17 protein-coding genes and 1 pseudogene are annotated in these 22,316 nt (G+C 42.2%); 14 read left to right on the top strand and 4 right to left on the bottom strand.

What is annotated here, in order from left to right; all coding sequences use genetic code 11:
• Window positions 1-316: 316 nt before the first annotated feature.
• From K5J94_RS08170 to K5J94_RS08160, 3 genes are all read left to right on the top strand, one after another.
• Window positions 317-1,927: an LPXTG cell wall anchor domain-containing protein gene (locus tag K5J94_RS08170; protein ID WP_221912868.1), complete on the top strand. Its 1,611-nt coding sequence runs from the start codon at window positions 317-319 to the stop codon at window positions 1,925-1,927.
• A 267-nt stretch (window positions 1,928-2,194) separates the two neighbouring features.
• Window positions 2,195-3,763, top strand: a complete 1,569-nt coding sequence (locus K5J94_RS09625) for an LPXTG cell wall anchor domain-containing protein (protein ID WP_269437327.1) — start codon at window positions 2,195-2,197, stop codon at window positions 3,761-3,763.
• 273 nt (window positions 3,764-4,036) lie between these two features.
• Window positions 4,037-5,791 (top strand): LPXTG cell wall anchor domain-containing protein, encoded by a 1,755-nt coding sequence (locus K5J94_RS08160; protein ID WP_221912866.1) that lies wholly within the window; start codon window positions 4,037-4,039, stop codon window positions 5,789-5,791.
• 481 nt (window positions 5,792-6,272) lie between these two features.
• Here K5J94_RS08160 and K5J94_RS08155 read toward each other — a convergent pair whose 3' ends face one another.
• The 3 genes from K5J94_RS08155 to K5J94_RS08145 form a co-directional block, all read right to left on the bottom strand.
• Entirely contained in the window at window positions 6,273-6,956 is a 684-nt protein-coding gene (locus tag K5J94_RS08155) for a type 1 glutamine amidotransferase domain-containing protein (protein WP_221912861.1), read from the bottom strand.
• A 12-nt stretch (window positions 6,957-6,968) separates the two neighbouring features.
• Window positions 6,969-7,601, bottom strand: coding sequence for a nitroreductase family protein (locus tag K5J94_RS08150; protein ID WP_221912860.1), 633 nt, complete (start codon window positions 7,599-7,601; stop codon window positions 6,969-6,971).
• Window positions 7,602-7,728: 127 nt separating this feature from the next.
• Window positions 7,729-9,078, bottom strand: coding sequence for a dihydrolipoyl dehydrogenase family protein (locus K5J94_RS08145; RefSeq protein ID WP_221912857.1), 1,350 nt, complete (start codon window positions 9,076-9,078; stop codon window positions 7,729-7,731).
• Between the two features lie 188 nt (window positions 9,079-9,266).
• On the opposite strand from K5J94_RS08145, the gene K5J94_RS08140 reads away from it, so the two are divergent.
• The 4 genes and pseudogenes from K5J94_RS08140 to K5J94_RS08125 all read left to right on the top strand — a co-directional run bounded on the left by K5J94_RS08140 (window position 9,267) and on the right by K5J94_RS08125 (window position 14,902).
• Entirely contained in the window at window positions 9,267-9,707 is a 441-nt protein-coding gene (locus K5J94_RS08140; protein ID WP_221912855.1) for a MarR family winged helix-turn-helix transcriptional regulator, read from the top strand.
• Window positions 9,708-10,603: 896 nt separating this feature from the next.
• The gene (locus tag K5J94_RS08135; protein ID WP_221912853.1) at window positions 10,604-13,162 is read left to right on the top strand and encodes a pneumococcal-type histidine triad protein; all 2,559 of its coding nucleotides are present in this window, start codon (window positions 10,604-10,606) and stop codon (window positions 13,160-13,162) included.
• Window positions 13,163-13,581: 419 nt separating this feature from the next.
• Window positions 13,582-14,081, top strand: a pseudogene (locus tag K5J94_RS08130) (phage tail protein).
• Window positions 14,082-14,182: 101 nt separating this feature from the next.
• Window positions 14,183-14,902: an alpha/beta fold hydrolase gene (locus tag K5J94_RS08125; RefSeq protein WP_221912851.1), complete on the top strand. Its 720-nt coding sequence runs from the start codon at window positions 14,183-14,185 to the stop codon at window positions 14,900-14,902.
• Window positions 14,903-15,072: 170 nt separating this feature from the next.
• Here K5J94_RS08125 and K5J94_RS08120 read toward each other — a convergent pair whose 3' ends face one another.
• Window positions 15,073-16,785 carry a catalase gene (locus tag K5J94_RS08120; protein WP_269437326.1) on the bottom strand — a complete coding sequence of 571 codons (1,713 nt, stop codon included), beginning with the start codon at window positions 16,783-16,785 and terminating at the stop codon, window positions 15,073-15,075.
• A 200-nt stretch (window positions 16,786-16,985) separates the two neighbouring features.
• On the opposite strand from K5J94_RS08120, the gene K5J94_RS08115 reads away from it, so the two are divergent.
• The 7 genes from K5J94_RS08115 (at window position 16,986) to K5J94_RS08085 (ending at window position 22,045) form a co-directional block, all read left to right on the top strand.
• On the top strand, window positions 16,986-17,174 hold the full coding sequence (locus K5J94_RS08115) for a helix-turn-helix transcriptional regulator (RefSeq protein ID WP_159545133.1): 189 nt from the start codon (window positions 16,986-16,988) through the stop codon (window positions 17,172-17,174).
• A 1-nt stretch (window position 17,175) separates the two neighbouring features.
• Entirely contained in the window at window positions 17,176-17,691 is a 516-nt protein-coding gene (locus K5J94_RS08110; protein ID WP_159564851.1) for a hypothetical protein, read from the top strand.
• A 42-nt stretch (window positions 17,692-17,733) separates the two neighbouring features.
• Window positions 17,734-18,183: a GNAT family N-acetyltransferase gene (locus K5J94_RS08105; RefSeq protein WP_159564853.1), complete on the top strand. Its 450-nt coding sequence runs from the start codon at window positions 17,734-17,736 to the stop codon at window positions 18,181-18,183.
• A 219-nt stretch (window positions 18,184-18,402) separates the two neighbouring features.
• Window positions 18,403-18,816 (top strand): PaaI family thioesterase, encoded by a 414-nt coding sequence (locus K5J94_RS08100; protein WP_159545138.1) that lies wholly within the window; start codon window positions 18,403-18,405, stop codon window positions 18,814-18,816.
• Window positions 18,817-18,976: 160 nt separating this feature from the next.
• Complete coding sequence (locus K5J94_RS08095) at window positions 18,977-19,633, top strand: ABC transporter ATP-binding protein (protein ID WP_159548755.1); 657 nt, start codon at window positions 18,977-18,979, stop codon at window positions 19,631-19,633.
• On the top strand, window positions 19,630-20,403 hold the full coding sequence (locus K5J94_RS08090) for an ABC transporter permease (protein ID WP_159564855.1): 774 nt from the start codon (window positions 19,630-19,632) through the stop codon (window positions 20,401-20,403). Before K5J94_RS08095 ends, K5J94_RS08090 begins: the two co-directional genes overlap by 4 nt.
• Window positions 20,404-20,803: 400 nt before the next feature.
• A complete protein-coding gene (locus tag K5J94_RS08085) occupies window positions 20,804-22,045 on the top strand; it encodes an MFS transporter (RefSeq protein ID WP_221912849.1) in 1,242 nt (413 codons plus the stop codon).
• Window positions 22,046-22,316: the final 271 nt, after the last annotated feature.

The following is a 22,316-nucleotide window of genomic DNA, read 5'->3' as shown; positions in this document are numbered from 1 at the left end:
TTACCTTATTAGAAAATAGGAATCAATTTTTTAGCATTACTTTTTTTATTGTTTTTTTACTTAGGAAAACAAATACTATAAACATAAAAGATTAACTCCCCTGTTATTAGCAACTCCGGATATTTAGCACTCTAAGTCAGCAGATTTGAGCATTAGGAATCCAGTGATAGCTTAATGGAATCGCTACCGCCTTCTTGTTCTTAAATTTTGTTTTTGTTTAAAAAGCGACCTTTAATATATATATATATATATATATATATACTGTTTCTTGCTGCAAACTAGCAGAGAAACGAGAGAAACTAAGGAGAAAAAAGAAATGGCAAAAGGTCATTGGGGGAAAAAGGCGGTACTTGCAAGCCTCATCGTCAGCACAGGATTATTAAGCAATCAAGGGGTCGTGAAGGGGGATCAAGCAGCTGCACAAATGGTTAGACAAACAAAAGAGAAAGTGGTCGGACTAGAAGCAAAGTTAAAGAAACTGTCTTCTAAAGCAGATACAATAACAGTGAGAGCAGCAGCCGATTTGTATGATTTGTCGACCGATTCTGAATATCAAGAGATACTAAGAATACTTGAAGAGATCACTCATGAAACTGAGCTTCAGAAGCTTACTGAAAGCTATGAAACTATTTCAACTGAAAATAACGAATTAGATAATGAAAATAATGAATTAAAACAAACGGCTGAGAAATTAAAGTTAGAAGTTAAACAAACTCAAGAAGAGAGCGAAAAACTAAAAGCTGAACAAGAAAAAATTAAGACAGAATTAGCAGATTCAACCAAGAACAATACTGAGTTGCAAGCTAAAGCTAAGCACCTACAAGCGCAAGCTGATGCTACTGCTCAAAGCTTGAAAGAAAGTCAAGACAAGGTTGCTGAAGCGACTAAACAAAATAACGATTTACAAGCCCAGCTAGAGCAAGAAAAGAAAGGTGTAGCTGATTTACGAAACCAACTTCAATCTACTGAAGCATCTAATACTGAAGCTCAAACTCGATTGAAACAAGAGTTAGAGGAAAAAAATGCTAAAGTTACTGAGTTAGAAACTCAAGTTGCTGAGTCAACTCAAAAAGTTAAAGAGTTAGAAGAGGCTCAAAAAGACGCTCAAGCTAAAGTGGCTGACTTGACCAATCAAAATGCTGAGATTGAAGCTAAGCTACAACAACAAGGTGAGCTTAGCGCCCAAGAAAAAGCTCAGCTTGAGCAAGAACTAAAAGATGTTCAAGCTAAAATCACTGAAAAAGAAGAGGCTATCAAGGTACTAGAAGACAAACTAACAGCGACTGCTAAAACCATGAAAGCTTTGGAAGATGCTAAAGCTCAAGTTGAAGAGAAGCTTAAAAATCAAAGCCAGCTCAGCGCTCAAGAAAAAGCGCAGCTTGAAAAAGACCTGCAAGACTTGATGACTAAGCTTGACACGCTTAAGAAAGAACATGACAAAACTCCGGACACGCCTCAGACTCCTGAGACGAAGCCTGAGGATCAGCCAAAAGCACCAAGCACGCCAGAAACACCTCAAAAACCCGAAGATACACCGAAAACCCCAGGCGCTCCAAAAGCTCCACAGGTGCCTGAGGTCAAACCAGACACTAAACCAGAGGATAAACCTCAAGCCCCAGGTAAGCATAGTGTGCCATGGACAGTGTTGACTCCAGCGACTCCAAGCACGGATGCTAAAGACAACAGTGCCAAAAACGGCAAAGATGGCAAGACCATGCAAACACCAGCTGACAAGCAAAATAAAGGCCAAGCAGCTTCTGCTAACACAGCAAGCCAAACAGCACCAGCTGCTCAGCCAACACTAGGTGCCAAACACAGAGCTAACCAATTACCTGCAACAGGTGAAGCGGCTAGCTTCTTCACAGCTGCTGCTCTGTCTGTTATTGCATCCGCAGGTGTCCTTGCACGCAAACGAAAAGAAAACTAGTCAGATTTGGCTTACATTTCTACCTCATAACCTAAAAACTTAGTGATTAGCAAAATGACCTTCTACAATAGCCATGGGAGGTCATTTGTGCTGGCTTTAATCACAGTTGCCACTTCCTAAAGAGCCCGTTACATTAACCCTTAAAACGCTTTCTGTTAGTTTGATCATAAGTTTAAAATACCAGAAATTACTGACCTTAAGTATATATATATATATACTGATGTTTGCTGTAAAAAAACTTATAAATGAGAAGGAGATGGAGAGTAGATGGCGAAACATCATTGGACGAAAAAGGCGGTACTCGCAAGCCTCATCGTCAGTGCAGGACTGTTAGGTAACCAGGGGGAAGTGAAGGGAGAGGTTACTCAGAATGGACAACTAGCGCTAAAAATGAAGGAAAAAGTTGAAGAATTAGAGGGAAAAATCTCCAAAGCAAAAAATAAAAGTATTACACTGAGATCACATGTAGGACAAGGATTCGAGGAGCAGTTTCATAAAGAATATGATGACCTAACAAAACTCTTGGAGGATATAACTCACGAGAAAGCTCATCAAAAAACACAATTAGAGCATGATTTGCTTGTTAAAGAAGTCAAATATAAAAATCACGTCTTGACACAACGTGAAAAAGAACTCTCTAAACGCGATAAATCACTGGCAGAAGTTAAATCACAGTTGGAAAAAGTTCAATTGGAACATAAAACGCTTTTTGATGAAGTAAAATACAAAGAGAAGGAATTGTCGACCCTTAAGCAAGAGAGTAAGACTCTTTCTACCAAACTTACAGACTCTCAACAAGCTAATGAAGAGTTACAAACTAGATTAACTGATTTAGAAAATAAAGTAAAAGATACAGAAACTGAGTTAAGTGAGTCTAAGAACCGTGTTAAGCGATTAGTTAAAGAGTCTGAACAAGCTAACCAAGATAAAGCAACCTTACAAGCCAAGCTTGAGCAAGAAAAGAGAGGTGTAGCTGATTTACAAAACCAACTTCAATCTACTGAAGCATCTAATACTGAAGCACAAACTCGATTGAAACAAGAATTAGAGGTAAAGAATGCTAAAGTTAGTGAGTTAGAAAGTCAAATAGCTGAATCTATTCAAAAAGTTCAAGCGTTAGAGACCGCTCAAAAAGAGGCTGAGGCTAAAGTAGCTGAATTGACTAACCAAAAATCTGAGATTGAAGCTAAGCTACAGCAACAAGGTGAGCTTAGCGCCCAAGAAAAAGCACAACTTGAGCAAGAACTAAAAGATGTTCAAGCTAAAATCACTGAAAAAGAAGATGCGATTAAAGCTTTAGAAGAAAAACTAACAGCGACTGCTAAAACAATGAAAGCTTTGGAAGATGCTAAAGCTCAAGTTGAAGAGAAACTTAAAAATCAAAGTCAGCTTAGCGCTCAAGAAAAAGCCCAGCTTGAAAAAGACCTGCAAGACTTGATGACTAAGCTAGAAGCCCTCAAGAAAGAACAGCCAAAAGCACCAGAACCACCGCAAGCTAAGCCAGAAGCAGGCAAAGACAAACCAGGACAAGCGGCTCCACAGGCTAAGCCTGAGAAACACAGTATTCCTTGGACGGCTCTAACACCTGCTGCTCCAAGCAAGGATGCCAAAGACAGCAAGACCACGCAAGCACCAGTTGACAAGCAAAATAAAGGCCAAGCACCTTCTGCTAACACAGCAATCCAAGCAGCACCAGCTTCTAAGTCAATATCAAGTGCTCAACACAGAGCTAACCAATTACCTGCAACTGGTGAGGCGGCTAGCTTCTTCACAGCTGCTGCTCTGTCTGTTATTGCATCTGCAGGTGTCCTTACACGCAAACGAAAAGAAAACTAGTCAGATTTGGATTACATTTCTACTTCATAACAGAAAAACTTAGTGATTAGCAAAATGACCTTCTACAATAGCCATGGGAGGTCATTTGTGCTGGTTTTAATCACAGTTGCCACTTCCTAAAGAGCCCGTTACATTAACCCTTAAAACGCTTTCTACCAATTGAATCATAAGTTTCAAATTCATGGAATTACTGACCTTTAATATATATATATATATACTGTTTCTTGCTGCAAACTAGCAGAGAAACGAGAGAAACTAAGGAGAAAAAAGGAAATGGTAAAAGGTCATTGGGGGAAAAAGGCGGTACTTGCAAGCCTCATCGTCAGTGCAGGACTATTAAGCAACCAGAGCGTTGTGAAGGGGGATTCTTTTGATACTCCGCAGTCACCGATAGCGAGAGAAATGACGAAAAAAGTTGAAGAATTAGAGAAAAAAATCACTAAAGCAAAAAAACAAAGTATTTGGCTGACATCACATGTAGGATCAGGACATGAGGAGCAGTTTTATAAAAAATATTATGAATTAACAGAACTCCTAGATGATATTACCAATGAGGGAAAGCTAGAAAAAAGTAAGAAGAATGTATATAATGCTCTGGAGGCAGTTGATACTGCTCTTGGGGAAATAATTAATTACAAGGAACAGATTAAAAAACAGACCGAAGAGAATGAGGAATTAACTTCGAAGGTTAAAAAAGCTCAAAAAGAGAGTGAAAAACTAAAAGCTGAGCAAGAGAAAATTAAGACTCGACTGGAAGACTCTAACAAGGCTAATGCTGAGTTAAAAGCTCAAGCTAAGGACTTACAAGAGCAAATTCAAAAGACTACTCAAAGCTTGAGAACAAGTGAAGACAAGGTTACCGAAGCAACAAAACAAAACACTGAGTTACAAGCCCGACTTGATAAAGGCAAAGCTGAGTTAAGTGACCTTCAACAACGTTTTGAAGATGCTACACAATCAAACATTCAAGAAAAAGCCCAACTAGAACAAGAGTTAGAAAAGAAAAAAACCGAGGTTGCTGGACTTGAGGGTCAAGTCGCTGAGTCAACTAACAGACTTAAAGACGCTCAAGCTAAAGTGGCCCAACTAACTGGTGAAAAAGATAGCTTGGCTAAGCAAAAAGCCGAGGTTGAGACACAGCTTAATAGCCAAAAAGAACTTAGTGACAAAGAAAAAGCTGAGTTAGAAGCTAAGCTGAACGATCTTAATGCTAAAATCACAGATAAAGATGCTTCTATTAACAAGCTGAAAGAACAGTTGGATACAAGTTCTCAAAAAGTGAAAGATGCCGAAGCTAAAGTCGCTGATTTGACCAAGCAAAAAGCCGAGATTGAAGTTAAGCTACAACAAAAAGGTGACCTTAGCGCTCAAGAAAAAGCCCAGCTTGAAAAAGAGCTGCAAGACTTGATGACCAAACTAGAAGCTCTCAAGAAAGAGCATGGCAAAACTCCGGATATGCCTCAGACTCCTGAGACGAAGCCTGAGGATCAGTCAAAAGCACCAAGCACGCCAGAAACACCTCAAAAACCAGAGGTTACACCGCAACCTAAGCCTACACCAGAACCTAAAGTTCCTGAGGAAAAACCATCTGAGCCAAAAGCTCCTGAAGTGCCTGAGGTCAAACCAGAAGAAAAACAAGATAAGCCAGGTGCGCAAACTCCACAGGCTAAGCCTGAGAAACACAGTATTCCTTGGACAGCGTTGACCCCAGCGGCTCCAAGCAAGGATACTAAAGACAACAGTGGCAAAAATGGCAAAGACGGCAAAACCGCACAAGCACCAGCTGACAAGCAAAACAAAGGCCAAGCACCTTCTGCTAGCACAGCAAGCCAAGCAGCTGCTACTAGCACACCAAGTCAAGTACCACATTCTGTTAAGCCAGTATCAAATGCTCAACACAGAGCTAACCAATTACCTGCTACTGGTGAGGCGCCTAGCTTCTTCACAGCTGCTGCGATTGCTGTTATTGCATCTGCAGGTGGTATTATTACTGGTAAGCGTAAAAAAGATCAATCTAGAGATGCTTAACCTTCGCTACAAAGTCTAAACTTTAGTGATTAAACGGTTGGAGACTCTACCAACTGCTCATTCCAAAAACCAGCTTTTTTTCCAATAGCACTTCTTGGAAAAAAGCTGGTTTTGTTTATAAAATTCGGCAATGTCAAGGCAGCTTGACCTGATCACCAAACCACAAGTTTAAAAATAAAACAAAACACGACCTCAGGAGTCTATGCTGCAGATTGAGGGCAGACTAAGCTTATCATGTTTTTACATATAAAAGTTCTACAATAGCCAGTGTGGGCTTACCTACCCACGATAGAAATGATAGCACTAGCTTTCTGCTGTGCCATTATTGCCTAAAGCATTAGCTTTTTGATAAAACCATCGTCAAAAAAACCATCTGTTGAGACCTTGCGGCTCATAGCAGATGGTTTTTGCTGTCTTATGTATAGTGATGTTATTCCTCGTAGGGCTTGATGTAGAGAAGTCGTTCAGGGTTGGCTGTTGGCTAAGCTTTTGCCAGGTAGTCCACAATAGCTTGTGCTAAGGCTTTGGCCGATTGTGGATTTTGTCCGGTAAAGACTCGGTGATCACTAGCTACGGTACTTGTGAATGGTTTACCAACCCTGACCGTGGCCCCACCTTCTCTGAGTGCACTTTCTGCTAAAAAGGGAACCATGTCTTGGGTACCATTTTTAGTTTCTTCTTCATTGCTAAAACCGGTTACTTCTTTACCAGCGATGAGGTTTTTTTCAGCAGCATCTTTGATAGGAAGCAGTCCAACAACACCGTGACAGACGGCAGAGACAATGCCTCCTTGGTCATAGATTTGACTGGCTATTGTGGCTAATGACTCGGAGTGCGGGAAATCCCACATGGTACCATGACCACCGGTATAGTAAATAATATCGTAGTCACTAGCTGTTACTTGATTGGGTGATAGCGAAGCGCCGAGGATTCGGTTTTGGAAGTCAGCATTACGGTAGTAAGCTAAGGAAACGTCATCCATATCTGCTAAGCTATTAGGATCCAAGGGAACATAGCCCCCTTTTGGACTGACAACGTCAATCGTGTAGCCAGCCTTTGAAAAGATATCATAGGCATGCGTTAATTCACTTAGCCATAAGCCAGTTAAGCGATCGGCGTCACCGTAAGTACCAACATTTGTCACAACCATTAAAACTTTAGTCATAGCAGCGCCTCCTTAATAAAATTTGGTAATATCTTTAGCATCTAATCGAACAGACTCGTAGCCTTTGTCCTTGGCGACACCCGTAGCCACAATCACCACAGGCACATAGCGTTCAGGATCTAAATCAAATGCTTGAGCTAGCTGATCTTTTTCGAACCCACCAATAGCGTTGGTGTCATAACCATGAGCGCGTGCCACTAGCATGAGCTGCATGGCAAGCAAGCTGGCATCAATATGCACAATATGTGACATTTCTTCACGGCTAGCATTATCATAAGTCGGAACAATCTTAGCTAATTGCTCTTGCTTAACAGCCTCTGGCATCTTATTTTCCTTAACTGCTTTGCCATAGATTTCTTCAGCCCTTTCTTGACTGCGCATATCACCAAAAATAAGGATCATCGCAGCTGAGGTCTCATTTTGTAAGGTGTTAAAACGGATCAGAGGTTTTAACTTAGCCTTAGCCTCAGGGCTTTCGACTATGACTAAACGCCAAGGTTGCATGTTAACAGATGATGGCGCCTTGGCTGCTTCATCAATCATTGTTAGCATTTCATCTTTTGAAATTTTGATTTGTGGGTCAAAAGACCGGATGGAACGACGTCCAAATAAGAGGTCGTCAAATTGATTGTTTTTAAATGACATATAACCGTCCTTTATATTTTTTTAGAGAATGGATGATAGCTACATCACTAGCACTGGACACATCTAGCAGCAGGTGTGTGCTAGTCGCTGAGCAATTTGTAATTTGTGCTAAGCACCGTGTGAGCTTTTACTCATTTAAAGCTTGAATCAAGCTAGTGAGGACACCGCTAGAAACACCAGGGAAGGCAAAAATCATTGCATTAAGCTCTTTAGCACTAAGGCCTTGGTTAATGATTAGAGTGAGTAGGTTAACCATTTCCCCTGCTTCACCGCCTAGCATAGTAGCTCCTTTGAGGGTTTTATCACGCCCAATAACCAGTGTTAATTTAGCATTTTCTTCGAGCTTTGTTTGGAATTTTAATTGTTGACCAAATGGAATATCAACCACCCGGTAGTCATCAGGGTGAGCCTTAGCTTCGTCATTTGTTACGCCGACTTGTGATAGGCGTGGCATAGTAAAGACAACATTTGGAATAGCTGGGTATTGGATAGGATCACTATTTCCTAAAATGACAGAAGCGATATAGTTTGATTCGAAAGTAGCAGTTGGTGTTAATTTTGGAATTTTTTTAGAAACCACATCACCTGAAGCAAAGATATTTGGCACAGCTGTTTGCAAGTGATCATTAACCACAATGCCACCACGGTCTGTTTCAATACCTAAGGCTTCTAGTCCCAAATCTTCCGTGTTAGCAATGCGACCTGTCGCATCAAGGATATAGTCGGTTTCTACGGTTAATCCTGAATCCGTTTTAACCACATAACTGCCATCATCTAAGGCTGTGGCTTGCGTAACTGCTTCGTTAAAGTGGAAGACAGCTCCTTCTTCGGTTAGGGTATCAACAATTGTTTGCACGTAGTCTTTAGGGTAGGCAGCGAGTGCACGGTCACCAAACTCAATAATGTGAACTTCTGTGCCTAATTTGGTTGCCATAGTAGCAAACTCTAAGGAAATAATCCCAGCTCCGATGATAGTCATGCGTTTTGGCATCTTATCTAGACTCAAAAAGTCACGACTGTCATGAAATTGCTCATTGCCAGGCACATTGAGACGCGCAGAGCGTTGACCTGTCGCAATAACGATTTTATCACTGGTGATTTCTTGCTTGTCCACACCGACCGTATGGTCATCAATCAGATGTCCTTTGCCTTTGATCAAATCAATGCCTTGCGCCGCAAATAGTTGTTCCATAGCTGGTGCGTAGCTATTGATCTCTTGCTTCTTATAGTCCATTAATTTTTCCCAAGAAATGTGACCAGAAGTTGCGATACCAGCTTTTTCATAACGAGAAAGTCCATCTAGATACTCAAAGGGGCTCTCTAGCAAGAACTTGGCATTACAACCATAGTTGGTACAGGTACCAGCCGTTAAGTCGCTTTCAATAATCGCAACTTTTTTACCAAATTTTCTAAGCAAAATGGCAGCGTGCCATGATGCATGTCCAGAACCTATAAAAGTAACGTCATATTGATACATATCTTTCTCCTTTTTTTGAAATGGTGGTCCCTTAAGAGTTGTTTAAACACTCAAGAGATGGTAATATTAAATGCGTACATAAGTCGTGCACGATTTATTTAACACAAATTTTAGTATAGTTAAGATTTTTTGTCAACGATTAGACATTTCTGCTATGATATATCCTATATAAAGACCAGGAGGGGCGTATGACATCAGATTTAAAACTTTCACAGCAACTCTGTTTCTCATTTTATACTATTAATAAACTGTTTCACCAACTCTACAAGCAGGTGTTAATGCCTTATGATTTGACCTATACCCAATATTTGGTTTTATTAGTATTATGGGAGAAAAATGACCGGCAACTACACGAAGTGGGAGAATGCCTCAATCTGGCGAGCAATACGTTAACACCATTGCTTAGGCGGCTCGAACAAAAGCAGCTCATTACAAGAGTACGCTTAGAGACCGATAAGCGCCACCTGCACATTCACTTGACCAGTCAGGGGTTACAATTATACCAGCAGCTGCAACCAGAAATCACTAATTTTTTTGCACAACTCCAGGTACTAGAGGATTATCAGCATGATCAGCTACTGCAAAATAACCAAAAACTGATTAAACTATTAGAAAATCGTTTAAGCTAGTCCCGAGCTAGAAAGAGCTTAGCTATTACCTAAAAGCAGTAAGAACCTGCGAGGAGCTTTTCTCTCTTAGGAATCAAGCTCTCAGAGCACAAAAAGGCCAAGAGCTTCCATGAGGTGCTTGGCTAAAAGGTGGTACGTCTGCTAGCTGGTGTGGGGCTGCCTGTTTACCAGTCAAGGGCAGTGTCTTTTTTAGACAAAGCACGTGTGTCACTGTCGCTGGCCACTGATTTTTCCGCTGATTTTGCAGCTTAAAGTTCTACTAGTATGTGCTTTCTAGGTGTCTGGCAGTGTTCAGACAATGAAGTACTAGTAGGCAAAGCTGACATTAAAAAACGCTTTCAAAAGACTAAAAAATCTCTGGCGAAATTGGAATGAGATGGTTAAAAAATAAGATAAGTTGCTCATCTAAGCCGCTATTTTATGGTCATTTCCTTATTTAGTTTGAATTTTTCAGAATTGTCTTATGATTACGGGCCTGGTCTGGCTGTTTCTGCTGGGCGTGCTGGTTGGCAGGAAGGGGAGAATTTCCTTATTTTTTCTCTGTTTTTCTACTTGTCAAAGTGGTTTTGGAGTGATATAATTAACCAGTAAAACGTTAACTAGTTAATTACAAAACCACTTATCTCGCTATTGACATTTAGTTGGCCTGCCAATTTCCTTAGGAAATTGACGTGGTTTGTAAGCAATAATATTTAATTTTTAGCATTCATTTAGTTAATCTTATTTTTAATTAATAACAAACAATCTAAAAGTTCCTTGCCTTGTGCCCTTTTAATTAGCAATGGCCGGGCCTGCGCAGCTATTTTTGCTAGAAAACCTTTGTTACAAACCAATGAATGAGACCAAGTTTTTGACCCTAATTAACGACATTACTTATTATATTAAGGAGATTTTAATTGAACAAAACGTCACGACACAAGCGTCTTTTGTACTTGGCTGGAGTGCTCTTGAGCTGTAACCTTGCTTTGACAGCTTGTTGGTCACCTAATCAAAAGCAAAATACACAGGAGCCTAAAAAGCACCAAAAAGTTTCCAAAGCTAAAAAAACTAAGCAAAAGAAGAGCACAAAAAAATCTTCCCGTAAAGAAGTTGCTGGGATTGATAAACCAACTGATGATGGTTTTTTATTAACCAGTGAATCGCAGATTGAAGGAAGAACAGATCTAGGAATCATTGTTAAACATGGTGATCACCAACATTTCTTCTTTTATTCTGATTTGAAAGGGACCAAGTGGGCCTACTTAATTCCTAAAGATTATAAAGAAGGACCAAAAGCTAGTTATGCACAGTCTCATCACAGCAATGCTCATGCTGGATTTGGGCAAACAGGAGACGGCTACGTCTTTAATCCTAAAGATATTGTCGCTGAAGATGCTAATGGCTATACTGTTCGTCATGGTGACCATTATCACTATATCCTTAAATCTAGTCTTGGTGTACCAACCTTGCAGCAGATCGCGTCTAGCAACCGTCATATCCCGGCAGCGCCACCAATCCTTTATCGTAAGGGCGGTATACCAGGAATTGATTTTAAAACAAGTGATGGCTTTTTATTTGATGGCAAAAACATCAGTGGGATAACGTCAACGGGGATCTTGGTCAAGCATGGTCAACACTACCACCCAATTAGCTTTGAAGAGCTAAAACATAGTAAGTGGTCACACCTGGTCGATCGCTATAAGCCAAACAAACCAGCTGTTAAGCCAGCAGCTAATGCTGACGAAGCAGATTATCAAGCTAAGCGTGCTTACTTGGCCAAAGAGCTGCATATCGATCCATCACGGATTACCAAGGTGGTGACCGATGGTCAGGTTGGTTTAGAATATCCGCATGAGGATCATAAGCACGTTGTGCTACTCAAGGATCTTGATATTCATAAGCCTTTTGAGACGCCAGAAGATCATATTCTGCGTCAGGAAAAGGGTGAAAGCTTTGAGCAACGTAAGGAACGCCTCATCAAGGAATACATGGAGCACTTCAAAGTTAAACGTGAAGACATTACCGTTGATGGCAACTACATGAGTGTGCGTCATGGTGACCACGCTCATGTCTACAAGATTGACCCAAATCTACCAGATGACCCTGAACGGGATGTCAAAACAGAAACTACTAACCTTGAAGCGGAAGACCAATTGGTTTATGGGCCACTTTATAGTCCAAATTCCACCGAAAATCTCAGCCGTAATGGCGTGTATGCCAAATACAAACCAGCTGGTATCAAAAACATCAAGAACTTTGTCTTGTTAACCTTTAACACCAATAGTCATGATGGGGACTTGCTGGTAAATGGCCAAAAGACCAAGCGTGTCTATTATCTGGTGCGTAAGGATTTGGACTGGAGTACTCTCAAAATCCAACGTCCACAAACCATTACACATGATGGCCGGATCTTTAAGGGCTGGAGTGAGGACCTACCAACCTCTGGTATCATGGCGCGTGAAAATAAAGGCTACTATGCTGACTTTTCAAAAGAACTGAATAAGCCAACCAAGGAAGTCTACGGACCTAATGACAATACAAAAGACATTGATCTGTCCAACTATGTGCCGATCCGTTACACGACCTTAGCCAATGGTAAACTGCAACTTGGGGATAAGTTACAGGGTGGTTTTATCTACTTTGTCAACCCTGAATTGACTTGGCGTCAAGCAAAAATTAAGGGTCTTGTGCTACCAAAACCAGTACCAAATGCGGGCTATGAATTTATTGATTGGCGGACAACATCTATCGGCGATGATGGCGATGATAGCAAGGTCAGCGTGACAAATAGCTTAGCAGCTTTTGGCTCAACTGCTCCATACTTAGGCCCATACCAGGCTAAAAATCCTGCTAATCCAACAGATAAGCATGACCCAAGTCGTCACCGCAATTACTACTGGCATAATCCAGACCACTATGTGGCTGTGGCCTTTAAGGTAGATGGTGATGGACAGTTAGTCAGCTCAGCTGGTCGAGGTAAGACCTTGGTTTATCTGGTTCGCAAGGGCATGAGCCTGACGCAAGCTGGTATTTTGGCTCCAGCTTCCCAAGGTCAAAATGGTGCAAGACTTGATCCAAATGCTTCAAGCAAGATTGATTATTCAGCGCCAGTCAACCAAGACACCACCTATACATTTACCTTTAAAAAGACTGTAGACAAACCGGCTGCGAAAAAACGCGAAACGGTTAAACCAGCTGCTCCGGCTGAGCCAGCTAACAAGGCAGCAAAAGCCGATGAAGCCAAAGAAGCAGATAAGCCTAAGGCAGCTGAAACCTCTCCTTCAAAAGCACCTGCAGCGCAAAGCCCAGCGGCACCAGCGGACTCTCCTCTTAAACCCGAAGTGCCTCAAGTGACTGAGCCAAAAGGCGATGCTAAGGAAGAAGAAGGTCATTATCCAACTTTTGAAGACTTAGCCGGTGGCCCTGTTGATATTAATCTAAATAATATTGATCCAAACAATCCATTCTTTTCCTAAGCTAGTCTAAGCTAAAAAGCTTGTTAACCATGTCTAACACCATGGTTGATAAGCTTTTTTTGCTTGCCTCAGCTGCCAGCCGGGCCCCTGTCATTGCAAGCTTTGCTGCTCAGGCATACGAAACAGCCACCTGCAGTTTCAGACATTGAGGTCTGGTTCAAAACGGTGCAGGCCGATTTTTGCTGTCTCCTGACCTTGCTAATTTTTTTGCTGGCACTTGGGAAACAAAATGGTGCAGGGCTATAGCAGGCTGTCTCCTCAAGCTGGCTATCACAGCGCAGCGATTTCCCTTCAAAAAGGCACCCTTTTTGCGAATGGGCGCTGGGATTAGCTAAAAAGTCAGGCATCATGCGGAGTATCGGTGGTGTTTTAGTGTATAATGGGTCTATTAAAGATTTTGAAATTTATGGAGAACTGAGATGAGAATTGATTTTAAGCAGGTTTCGGCCCAAGGTCTAGAGAGCTCGCCGGTGGCTTAGGCTTTAGCGGGCCTACGCGCCAATGAGGCACGCTATTTTTGGAATAAATTTAAGCTGCCCTTTGAGACTGGCCCAGTGAGTGAGCAGCCTGAGGTGATGGCAGATATTGCTAGGCTTCTAAAAGAGGAGCGGGATTTGGTTTTTGCGGCTAGACCTTTGGAAATTGCCCAGCAGTTAGTGGAGGGCGGATTCTATGGACGCATGTATTTTATGAAGATGGCTTAGCCATCAATGTTCTGTATGAATTAGACAATCCTAAAAAGCGGGCAGTTGGTTTGAAGCTGTCCGATGGGATGGCTATTCCGACTGAATTAGTGGAGACATTTAAGTTTGCCCGCCAAAAATCAAAGCTAGCAGGAACGATTCGTGGCTCTTACTTTACCTTGAAGGGGGATCATCAAGCCATGATTGATCGCTGGCTCGAGCACTTAAAAAAATAAGACCGTACGTGACCTGCTAAAGTATTAGAGGTTGGGATTTCTGGGCCTGTTAGTGGTATAATAAGGTGAGTAAAGGCTTATGCTCAGGGAGGATGATCACCATGAAAGAGCGATTTGAAGACGGGGAGTTTTTTATCTTGTCTGATGGGACGCCGCTATATTATCAGCAGCTTGGTCAGGGTCACCCGCTTTTGATGCTGCATGGTAATGGAGGGAGCCATCATTATTTTCGTGGGCAAATAGCCGCCCTAGCCCAGCACTTTCGGCTGATTTTGGTGGATTGTCGCGCCCGCGGTGCCAGTGGCAACTACAAGCATGCCCTGACCTTTGCCATGATGGTCGAAGATATGCGGGAGCTTTTAGATTTTTTAGGAATCGCAGAGCTGTCTATCTTAGGCTTTTCTGATGGTGCCAATATTGCCTTGCTTTTTGCGCACCGCTATCCCAAACGCATCAAAAAACTAGTCCTGAATGCACCAAACACCCGCTTTAGCAATCAATACCATGCTTATCTTAAGGTTGGTCTAGCCTTTTGCCAACGCTGGCTTTCTGAAAGCCACTACCAGCGTTACCTCATTAGTCGGCTCTTGCTGGCTAATCTGCCTCTGGGTAAGAAAGACTTGCAAGCATTGAATCGGCCCTGTCTCTTAATCGTCGGTCAAAAGGACATGATTAAAAAAAGCCATAGTCAACGATTAGCGACTAGTTTGCCTAACTGCCAGTTTATTGAAGTACCTGCAGCTAGGCATACTTTTGCAAAGGCTAAGCCTGAGCTCTTTAATCAATTGCTAGTGCCGTTTTTGCTTGATCAACAAACGTAAATGGCAGCAAGGCTATCATGTAATGAAAGCTTGAGTTGATAGCCATTTACAGATATGTGATGTCTACTATCTAAAACCAGGATACCAGTTTCGTTTTTGAAGACGAAGCTGGTATCCTGGTTTGTTTTGTCTTGCTCTGGCTGAAGCTTATCTGCTTATCAGTTCAGGCTTTATAAGAGATAGGGGTCGTTTTCCCAAGAGCTGAGGTCTTTAGGGTTTGCCACATTGGTATCACGCCCTTGGATTGGTAAGTCCTTGGCAGATTCGGGGTTGGCTGGTTGACTTGGTTTTTGCAAGTGTTGGTAACGAGCATTGTCTTGGTCGTGCTCTTTGCGTGATTTGTGTTCCATTGGTGTTAAATCAATATCCTCAAGTTTGATGCCAAGGGCCTTAGCTAGTCCTTGACCATAGGCTGGATCAGCTTGGTAACAATGGTTAATGTGACGGTACTTAATTTGCAGACTGGCATCACCCATGTTACGTGCCGTATTTTCACATAGGACTAATTGCTGTTCAGGGGTCATAGCCCGAAAGAGTTGGCCAGGTTGAGTGAAGTAATCATGGTCATCTTCGCGAAAATCATAGGCAAAAACATCACCGCCTTCTTGTGGGGGTTCTTTTAGCTCAGGGTGATCAAGCCAGTTTTCATAAGAATTGGGCTGATAGTGGTTTTCTGAGCCCAAGTTGCCATCAACTCGCATTTGACCATCACGATGGAAGGAGTGGTAGTGCTTAACACCTCGTGGGTAATTGACGGGAATCTGATGATGATTGACGCCTAAGCGGTAACGTTGAGCGTCAGCATAGGCCATTAAACGTGCCTGGAGCATGCGATCAGGTGAAAAGCCAATGCCAGGAACGATATTAGCTGGAGAAAAGGCGGCCTGCTCAACATCGGCAAAGTAGTTTTCTGGATTACGGTTGAGCTCAAACTCCCCAACTTCGATCAAAGGAAAAGCTTTTTTGTACCAAATTTTGGTTAGATCAAAGGGGTTATAAGGTAGGGCGCGTGCTTCTTCTTCGGTCATAACCTGAATGTACATTTTCCATTTTGGATATAGGCCCTTTTCAATGGCCGTATAGAGATCGCGCTGTGCTGCTTCGCGGTCTTTGGCCACGACTAGTTCTGCTTCTTGATCGGTGAAATTTTGAATTCCTTGTTGAGAACGAAAGTGGAATTTCACCCAGACGCGCTCATTTTGAGCATTAATGAGGGAATAAGCGTGGGAAGAAAAGCCGTGCATATAACGAAAAGAAGAAGGGATGCCACGATCAGACATGGTAATTGTTACCTGGTGGAGCGCCTCAGGTAGTGAGGTCCAAAAGTCCCAGTTGGTATTTGGTGAGCGCATGTTAGTCCTTGGGTCACGCTTGATGGCATGATTAAGATCAATGAAATGCTTGCCATCTCTAAAGAAGAAAACTGGAGTATTATTACCAACCATATCCCAGTTGCCTTCTTCGGTATAGAATTTAAGGGCAAAGCCACGAATATCACGTTCTGTATCAGCGGCGCCTCGTTCGCCAGCGACAGTGGAAAAGCGGGCAAACAGTTCAGTCTGCTTACCAAGCTCTGAGAAAATGCTGGCTTTGCTATAGTGACTAATGTCATGGGTTACGGTAAAGGTCCCAAAGGCGCCTGAACCTTTGGCGTGCATCCGACGTTCTGGGATGACTTCGCGATTAAACTGAGCTAGTTTTTCCTGTAACCAGACATCTTGTAACATGGCGGGACCACGCTTTCCAGCAGTCATGGTATCTTGGTTATCTTCGACGGGTCGGCCAGCAGCAGTGGTCATGCCTGGATATTTGCCAGTGCGGGGATTTTCTGAAGCTAAGGGATCGCCGAGCCCATTTTTGGTTCTTGGATCATATGATGTCATTATTTACCTCCTTTGTGACGTCTTAACAAGGTATTTAACATCAACATCAGTTGTCACCTTGATTATAACAAAAGAAAGCGATTACTTGAAAAATAAAGCTGCTTATTTTTAGCGTGCAATCAGATGTCGCTTATAATTGACAGGCTTAGCCTAAAGCGTTATACTGGATATGTCAATTATATTTGACAGGAAAGATGAAAATGAATCGTGTAAGAGAATATCGTCAAGCTCTAGGCTTGTCACAACTACAGTTAGCTAGGATGATTGCAGTATCACGGCAGACGATTAATATGATTGAAAATGCTAAATACAACCCGTCATTGGACTTATGTTTACGGCTTGCAAAGGCCTTACAGACAGATTTAAATAGACTATTTTGGGAGGAGTAATATGCAAGAGCGTAATTGGTATCTGACACTGTTAACCTTATTTTATGACATTTCAGCTGATCTTGATGAGCTGACGCAAAGAGAATTAATGACCTTTGGTCATAATATGTACCTGCTATTTTCTGTGGTGATTTTCCTGCGCCTGGTCTGTGAGCTCTTTGGTTATGGCCAATACATTGATTTACTGCTGGTCTTAGTTTTTGTTTATGCACAGTTTAAACAGGAACGTTTAATTAAAAGCTTGCACTTAGACCGGCTAGAAGTCAGCCAAGCAGAGCTTTTGTCTGCCAAGAAAAAACAGACAAAACGAGCTTTTTACAAGGCTCTTGTTGTTGGCAGTCTGACCTTCTTGCTCTCTTTGCTCTTTTGGCATACGACAGTTATCGTGGATAGCGAGATGGATAAGAACAGCTTCTTTCTTGTTTTCACACCGCTTGCCACACTCTTGTTCACCTTGGCTAGCTTTTGGCTTTTTGTTCGTGAGTTGCAAAAAAAGATTGTTGTTATTGAAGACTAGTCCTGGTTTAGAGCAGGTGTTACATAGTAGTGAGGTAGTGATATGATTCGTTTAGCTCAAGTTGCAGATGCTCCTCAGTTGCAACGCATCTGTGAACAGGCGCTTGGCTACCCAGCCAGCCTTGAATTGGTCGAGCAGCAACTGTTGAAATTATTGCAAGATAGGGATAATCATATGATTTTTGTTGCGACAAAAGGATGTGACGGGACAGAGCAAGTGCTTGGCTTTGTCCATGCGCAGCGCTATGAGACTTTTTATACTGAGAGTGGTGTCAATATCCTTGGTTTAGCCGTTTTACCGACCCATCACCATCTGGGAATTGGTCGCGCCTTAATGGCTAAGATTGAGCACCTAGCAAGCCAAAAAGGCTTGGCCTTTGTTCGGCTTAATTCTGGTTCACAGCGCAAGCAAGCCCATCATTTTTACCAGCGGTTGGGGTATCGTTCAGATAAGCTGCAAAAGCGGTTCCTTAAGAAGCTGCCTATGGATTGATGATGGTGGTTCTTGTGGTCTAGCTAATGCTGTTAGCTAGGCTTATGCTTGAGCTAGGCTTAAGTCTGTAAAGGCTTGGCCCATGTCAGGCTCGTTTAGAAGATAGGAGGCGTTTTTGGACGCCTTTTTTGGTGCCTGGCGTGAGCGATTTAAGAAAAAACAGGGGCTTTGTAGTATAATAACTTTTGGGCTTTTTTGAGCCAGAAATGGAGGAGAGAGATGAAAAAGACCTTTACTTTTTCAGAAATTATTGCTTTTGATAACTATGAGATTGAAGCGGTTACACCCGGTGATGTCATGGTTAAGACTAAGGTAACAGCCAGTGCTTTGAATTACCATCATACCGCGCATGGCGGCTATTTATTTGCCTTGAGTGATCAGATTGCAGGTTTGGCTAGTGTGTCAACGGGCTATGATGCTGTGACACAACAGGCCAATATACATTATTTACGACCTGGTAAGCTTGGTGATTGTCTGCATATTCACGGGATCTGTCTTCACAATGGCCGTACGACTAAGGTTGTGGAGGTAACGATTACTAATCAGGCCCAAAAAACCTTAAGTAAGGCTAGTTTTACCATGTTTGTAACAGGTAAGCGGCAAGAAGAGACTGGAGTAACTCAGCAAAGCTAGTGTTTCGTTTTTTTAGCAATTAAGCAAGGAAGCTGGAAATTTTCTGGCTTTTTTGGCTATTTATAAGGCGTCAAACCTGACAATTTGGTTAAATGGTGTTAAACTATTATTGAGAATGATTATAAATAAGCAATTTGCTATCTCTAGGTAAGGAGTCAATATGTCTTTTTTAGAATTTAAACAAGTCCAATTTGACGCCGACGATAAACAAATCCTAAAGGATATTTCCTTTACAGTAGATCAGGGGGATTTTGTTTCGATTGTTGGCCCTTCAGGAAGTGGGAAAAGTACCCTTTTGAAATTGGCCAGTGGCCTGATTAGCCCAACCAGTGGTCAGGTGCTTTTTAAAGAGCAGTCCTTGGAAGCACAAGACCCGATTGCTACTCGAAAGACTATTTCTTACTGCTTTCAAGCACCAAATCTATTTGGTGACACAGTAGAAGATAACATTGCCTTTCCTTTTACTATTCGCCATCAAGAAGTTAATCAGACCCGTGTTGCTGAGCTCTTTAAGCTCTTACAAATGGATACTTCCTATTTGAAGCAAGAGGTGACAAAGCTCTCTGGTGGTGAGAAGCAGCGGATCGCTCTGATTAGACAGCTCTTGTTTGAACCTAAGGTTTTGCTTTTAGATGAGGTGACCTCTGCGCTTGATGCCGCCAATAAGGGCATTGTGGAAGAGGTCATTCAGTCTTTGCATGATAAGGGCTTAACCATTCTTTGGATAACCCATGATGAGGAGCAAAGTCATAAGTTTGCTAATAAGTTGTTAACGATTAAAGAAGGCCAAGTGGCATCTATGGAGGTACTTAAATGAGCGGCGCAAATTCAATTTCAGTAACGTCACTTCTTATGGCTTCATCGCTGGTTTTGATTACCCTCTTTTTCTCATACTGGCAAAAGCTACGTTTGGAAAAAGAAATCCTTGTCGGTGCGGTGCGAGCAGTCGTCCAATTGCTCTTAGTCGGCTTTGTCTTGAATTATGTATTTGGCTATGAAAATCCGATTTTTACGACCTTATTATTGCTCTTTATGATTATTAATGCTTCCTACAATGCTGCTAAGCGTGGTAAAGGGGTGGCACATGGTTTTCAGATTTCCTTTGTGGCTATCACACTAGGTACGGTCATTACCCTTTCAATGCTCATTTTTTCAGGCATCCTTAGGTTTGTGCCCAACCAAATGATTCCTGTTGGGGGGATGATTATCAGTAATTCCATGGTTGCGATTGGCTTGTGCTATAAGCAATTATTAGCAGACTTTAAAAGCAGACAAGAAGAAGTGGAAACCAAGTTAGCCTTAGGAGCAGATATTTTGCCAGCTTCTATTGATATTATTCGTGATGTCATTAAGACTGGGATGGTGCCTACTATTGATTCAGCAAAAACGTTAGGGATTGTTTCTTTGCCAGGTATGATGACCGGGCTAATTCTTGCTGGGACATCGCCCATTCAGGCAGTGAAGTACCAAATGGTAGTTACCTTTATGTTGCTTGCGACCACATCAATCGCCTCCTTTATCGCTACCTATCTGGCCTACCGTCTTTTCTTCAACAAGCGCAAGCAATTGTCCATAAAACACCAGTAAGTAGCCAAAACCAAGCTTAGGGGTGGAGGTGGCAACTCGACAGGTCAAGAATAACTGAAACATTGAGTAGTTTTCATAAGCTATTAGGCAGTTTAAGCAGGCGAAGGCCACAAAAACATGCAGCGAGAAACTTCTCTGCGGATGGTGTGGTGTAATTGTCTAATTCGCTTGACAATTCACAGAAAATAAACTATACTAAAAACAATTAAATACTGCTTTAAACATGTTCCGTGAGACGTGAAAGCCCAAAAAAGAGGACTGCTTTTTGCTGTACTCTGATTAGTTGTAACTGGAGTGACTCATGGAAAAAACTTTTTTCGTGGGTCTTTTTTTGGTCTTTGCTAAAGCGTATTCAATTAATTAAGGTAGTCAGAGAGCTACTATTAAAGGAGAAAAGTATATGCTAAACTTGTCTTTAGACAGAAACAACCAGCGAGCCTTGGCAGCAGCCATTGTTGCCTCAGGCACAGATGACCTCAATGTCATGTTCCTGGCTTTTTCGATGTCGTCAATCATTGCTGAATTGGGCATAACAGGAGCCCAAGCTGGCTGGATTGCAACAATTACTAATCTAGGCATGTTGGCTGGCGGTCTGTTTTTTGGCTTATTAGCCGATCGCTACCAAAAATTTAAAGTATTCAAATGGACCATCCTTGTCTTTTCCTTGGCAACGGGCTTGATTTTCTTTAGCACATCGATCCAATCACTCTATCTTTTGCGGTTCTTGGCAGGAGTAGGAGTTGGTGGTGAATATGGCGTAGCCATCGCGATTATGGCAGGCATCGTTCCACCCCATAAGATGGGCCGTATCTCATCACTAAATGGCATCGCAGGCCAAATTGGTTCGATCAGTTCAGCACTCTTAGCTGGCTTTATTGCGCCGGCACTTGGCTGGCGCGGCCTCTTTCTTTTTGGACTTTTGCCCATCCTACTGGTTCTTTGGATGTGGCTGGCTATTGATGACAATGCTATCTGGGACCGTGGAGCTATGACTCAGGAGCAGGACCAACCGATCAAAATGAGTCAGCTGTTTAAAACCCCTACTTTAACCGCGCAAACTTTGGCTTTAATGGTGATGACAACAGTCCAGATTGCTGGGTATTTTGGAATGATGAATTGGTTACCAACGATTATCCAAACTAGTCTGAACGTTTCAGTCAAAAATTCTTCCTGGTGGATGGTAGCGACCATCCTGGGCATGTGCTTGGGGATGCTCACCTTTGGGCAAATCTTAGATCGGTTTGGTCCTCGCTTGGTTTACAGTCTGTTTCTCTTGACCTCTGCTGTCAGTGTTTATCTCTTTCAGTATGCTAATTCCCTTATCAGTATGGTGATTGGCGGAGCTATTGTGGGTTTCTTTGTGAATGGCATGTTCGCAGGTTATGGCGCAATGATCACCCGACTCTATCCACATCATATTCGCGCAACAGCCAATAATCTCATCTTAAATGTAGGCCGGGCCCTTGGTGGCTTTTCCTCAGTCATTATTGGGCAAATTCTTGATGTTTCGGGTGTTGCGACTGTCATGGTTTTTTTAGCAACGCTGTATGTGATTAGTTTTATGGCTATGCTAACCATCAAGAACTTAAAGCCCAGCACCTATGCCTCTTTAGGACAAGAAGGAGCTGTGCTGCATTCCTAGTACTGAGGGCTTGCTCATCAGCATAAGCTAGCAGGGCTTTTCAAAAACAAACAATAAATAACTGACGCCAAGCTGTCTTTAGGCATTTAATCTCCAGCCTCAAGCAGTTTGCGCCAGTCATTAACGCTTATCGCCTTTTTCTTGCAGGCATAGCTGACAGCTGACTGGCTTGTAAGCAATCAGCTATAATACAATAAAAGCCCCTTAGGAGCAACTGTTACAGACGTTAGGCCGGGACAAAAAAGCCTAACGTTTTTTGCTTAAAGCAGTC

This window comes from Streptococcus halichoeri (assembly GCF_019774635.1).
GTDB classification, from domain to species: domain Bacteria; phylum Bacillota; class Bacilli; order Lactobacillales; family Streptococcaceae; genus Streptococcus; species Streptococcus halichoeri.
The sequence above is the reverse complement of the archived record's forward strand: the minus strand, read 5'-3'. Positions and strand labels throughout refer to the sequence as shown.

Coding starts and splice junctions, on each gene's coding strand:
- K5J94_RS08120 (WP_269437326.1), bottom strand. CDS start 16,785: ATGACATCATATGATCCAAGAACCAAAAATGGGCTCGGCGATCCCTTA.
- K5J94_RS08160 (WP_221912866.1), top strand. CDS start 4,037: ATGGTAAAAGGTCATTGGGGGAAAAAGGCGGTACTTGCAAGCCTCATC.
- K5J94_RS09625 (WP_269437327.1), top strand. CDS start 2,195: ATGGCGAAACATCATTGGACGAAAAAGGCGGTACTCGCAAGCCTCATC.
- K5J94_RS08110 (WP_159564851.1), top strand. CDS start 17,176: ATGCAAGAGCGTAATTGGTATCTGACACTGTTAACCTTATTTTATGAC.
- K5J94_RS08095 (WP_159548755.1), top strand. CDS start 18,977: ATGTCTTTTTTAGAATTTAAACAAGTCCAATTTGACGCCGACGATAAA.
- K5J94_RS08155 (WP_221912861.1), bottom strand. CDS start 6,956: ATGACTAAAGTTTTAATGGTTGTGACAAATGTTGGTACTTACGGTGAC.
- K5J94_RS08140 (WP_221912855.1), top strand. CDS start 9,267: ATGACATCAGATTTAAAACTTTCACAGCAACTCTGTTTCTCATTTTAT.
- K5J94_RS08125 (WP_221912851.1), top strand. CDS start 14,183: ATGAAAGAGCGATTTGAAGACGGGGAGTTTTTTATCTTGTCTGATGGG.
- K5J94_RS08090 (WP_159564855.1), top strand. CDS start 19,630: ATGAGCGGCGCAAATTCAATTTCAGTAACGTCACTTCTTATGGCTTCA.
- K5J94_RS08145 (WP_221912857.1), bottom strand. CDS start 9,078: ATGTATCAATATGACGTTACTTTTATAGGTTCTGGACATGCATCATGG.
- K5J94_RS08100 (WP_159545138.1), top strand. CDS start 18,403: ATGAAAAAGACCTTTACTTTTTCAGAAATTATTGCTTTTGATAACTAT.
- K5J94_RS08105 (WP_159564853.1), top strand. CDS start 17,734: ATGATTCGTTTAGCTCAAGTTGCAGATGCTCCTCAGTTGCAACGCATC.
- K5J94_RS08150 (WP_221912860.1), bottom strand. CDS start 7,601: ATGTCATTTAAAAACAATCAATTTGACGACCTCTTATTTGGACGTCGT.
- K5J94_RS08115 (WP_159545133.1), top strand. CDS start 16,986: ATGAATCGTGTAAGAGAATATCGTCAAGCTCTAGGCTTGTCACAACTA.
- K5J94_RS08085 (WP_221912849.1), top strand. CDS start 20,804: ATGCTAAACTTGTCTTTAGACAGAAACAACCAGCGAGCCTTGGCAGCA.
- K5J94_RS08170 (WP_221912868.1), top strand. CDS start 317: ATGGCAAAAGGTCATTGGGGGAAAAAGGCGGTACTTGCAAGCCTCATC.